Source organism: Priestia sp. SIMBA_032 (assembly GCF_046535215.1).
GTDB lineage: Bacteria > Bacillota > Bacilli > Bacillales > Bacillaceae_H > Priestia > Priestia aryabhattai.
In genome coordinates this window covers 1-667 of the sequence record NZ_JAWRXD010000075.1, presented here as the reverse complement: position 1 = coordinate 667, position 667 = coordinate 1, and the positions used below count along the sequence as shown (strand labels likewise).

Genomic DNA, 667 nt, shown 5'->3' with positions numbered 1-667 from the left:
TGACTGATCTAATAGGGCTTTTATGGCTTCCAGCTCTGATTTGGAAGACTCAAGTTTCTCCTGGATTTGAATCATCCATAAATCGGCATAGGGGTCATCCCGCTCAGCCATGCGTGTGATCTTATTCATCAATGCTACAAAGCCGCTTAGGCCAATGATGCCGTTCTTACCCTCTCCCGCTGGCCTACCGTGCCAAACGCGAGCAGCGTGGTGAGTGTGAAGCGTAAGACTTTTGTCGCTGCGTAGAGGACCAAGATTTAGCTGGAAAACTTCAGACATGGATTGCTCCTGCAAGTGGATGCCACAGCATCAGTGTTGCCAAGAACATCGGGATCGTCCGTCAGGAAACAGAATTGGAAGGGTGCTGTTTTGAACTCTCACTAACTCAATGAGCAACCGAGAACGTGATTCCACTGGAATCGCAGTAGCCGTCTGCCAGTATGATTCCAGTGGAATCGTTTTACCGATGTGCCAAAGTGATTCCAGTGGAATCACTTTCAACGGCCTAAGATTTTGTATTTGACTTAAGCAGATCTAAAATCGCTTTGACCCCTTCACGTCCAGTTACGAGGCTTTCAGTACTTGGCTTGCCACGCTGAATGACTGACCCCGGGATAGGCGCCGAACGAGAAACTGTGGTTCTCAGAGCGCCGCGAGAATCCTCCGA

General features: G+C 49.3%; 1 protein-coding gene. It reads right to left on the bottom strand.

Translation table 11 applies throughout. The annotated features are described in order from the left end of the window. Positions 1-279: AcaB family transcriptional regulator (locus tag SB717_RS33370; RefSeq protein ID WP_410907074.1), on the bottom strand; the 279-nt coding region annotated here is incomplete at its 3' end. Positions 280-667: the final 388 nt, after the last annotated feature.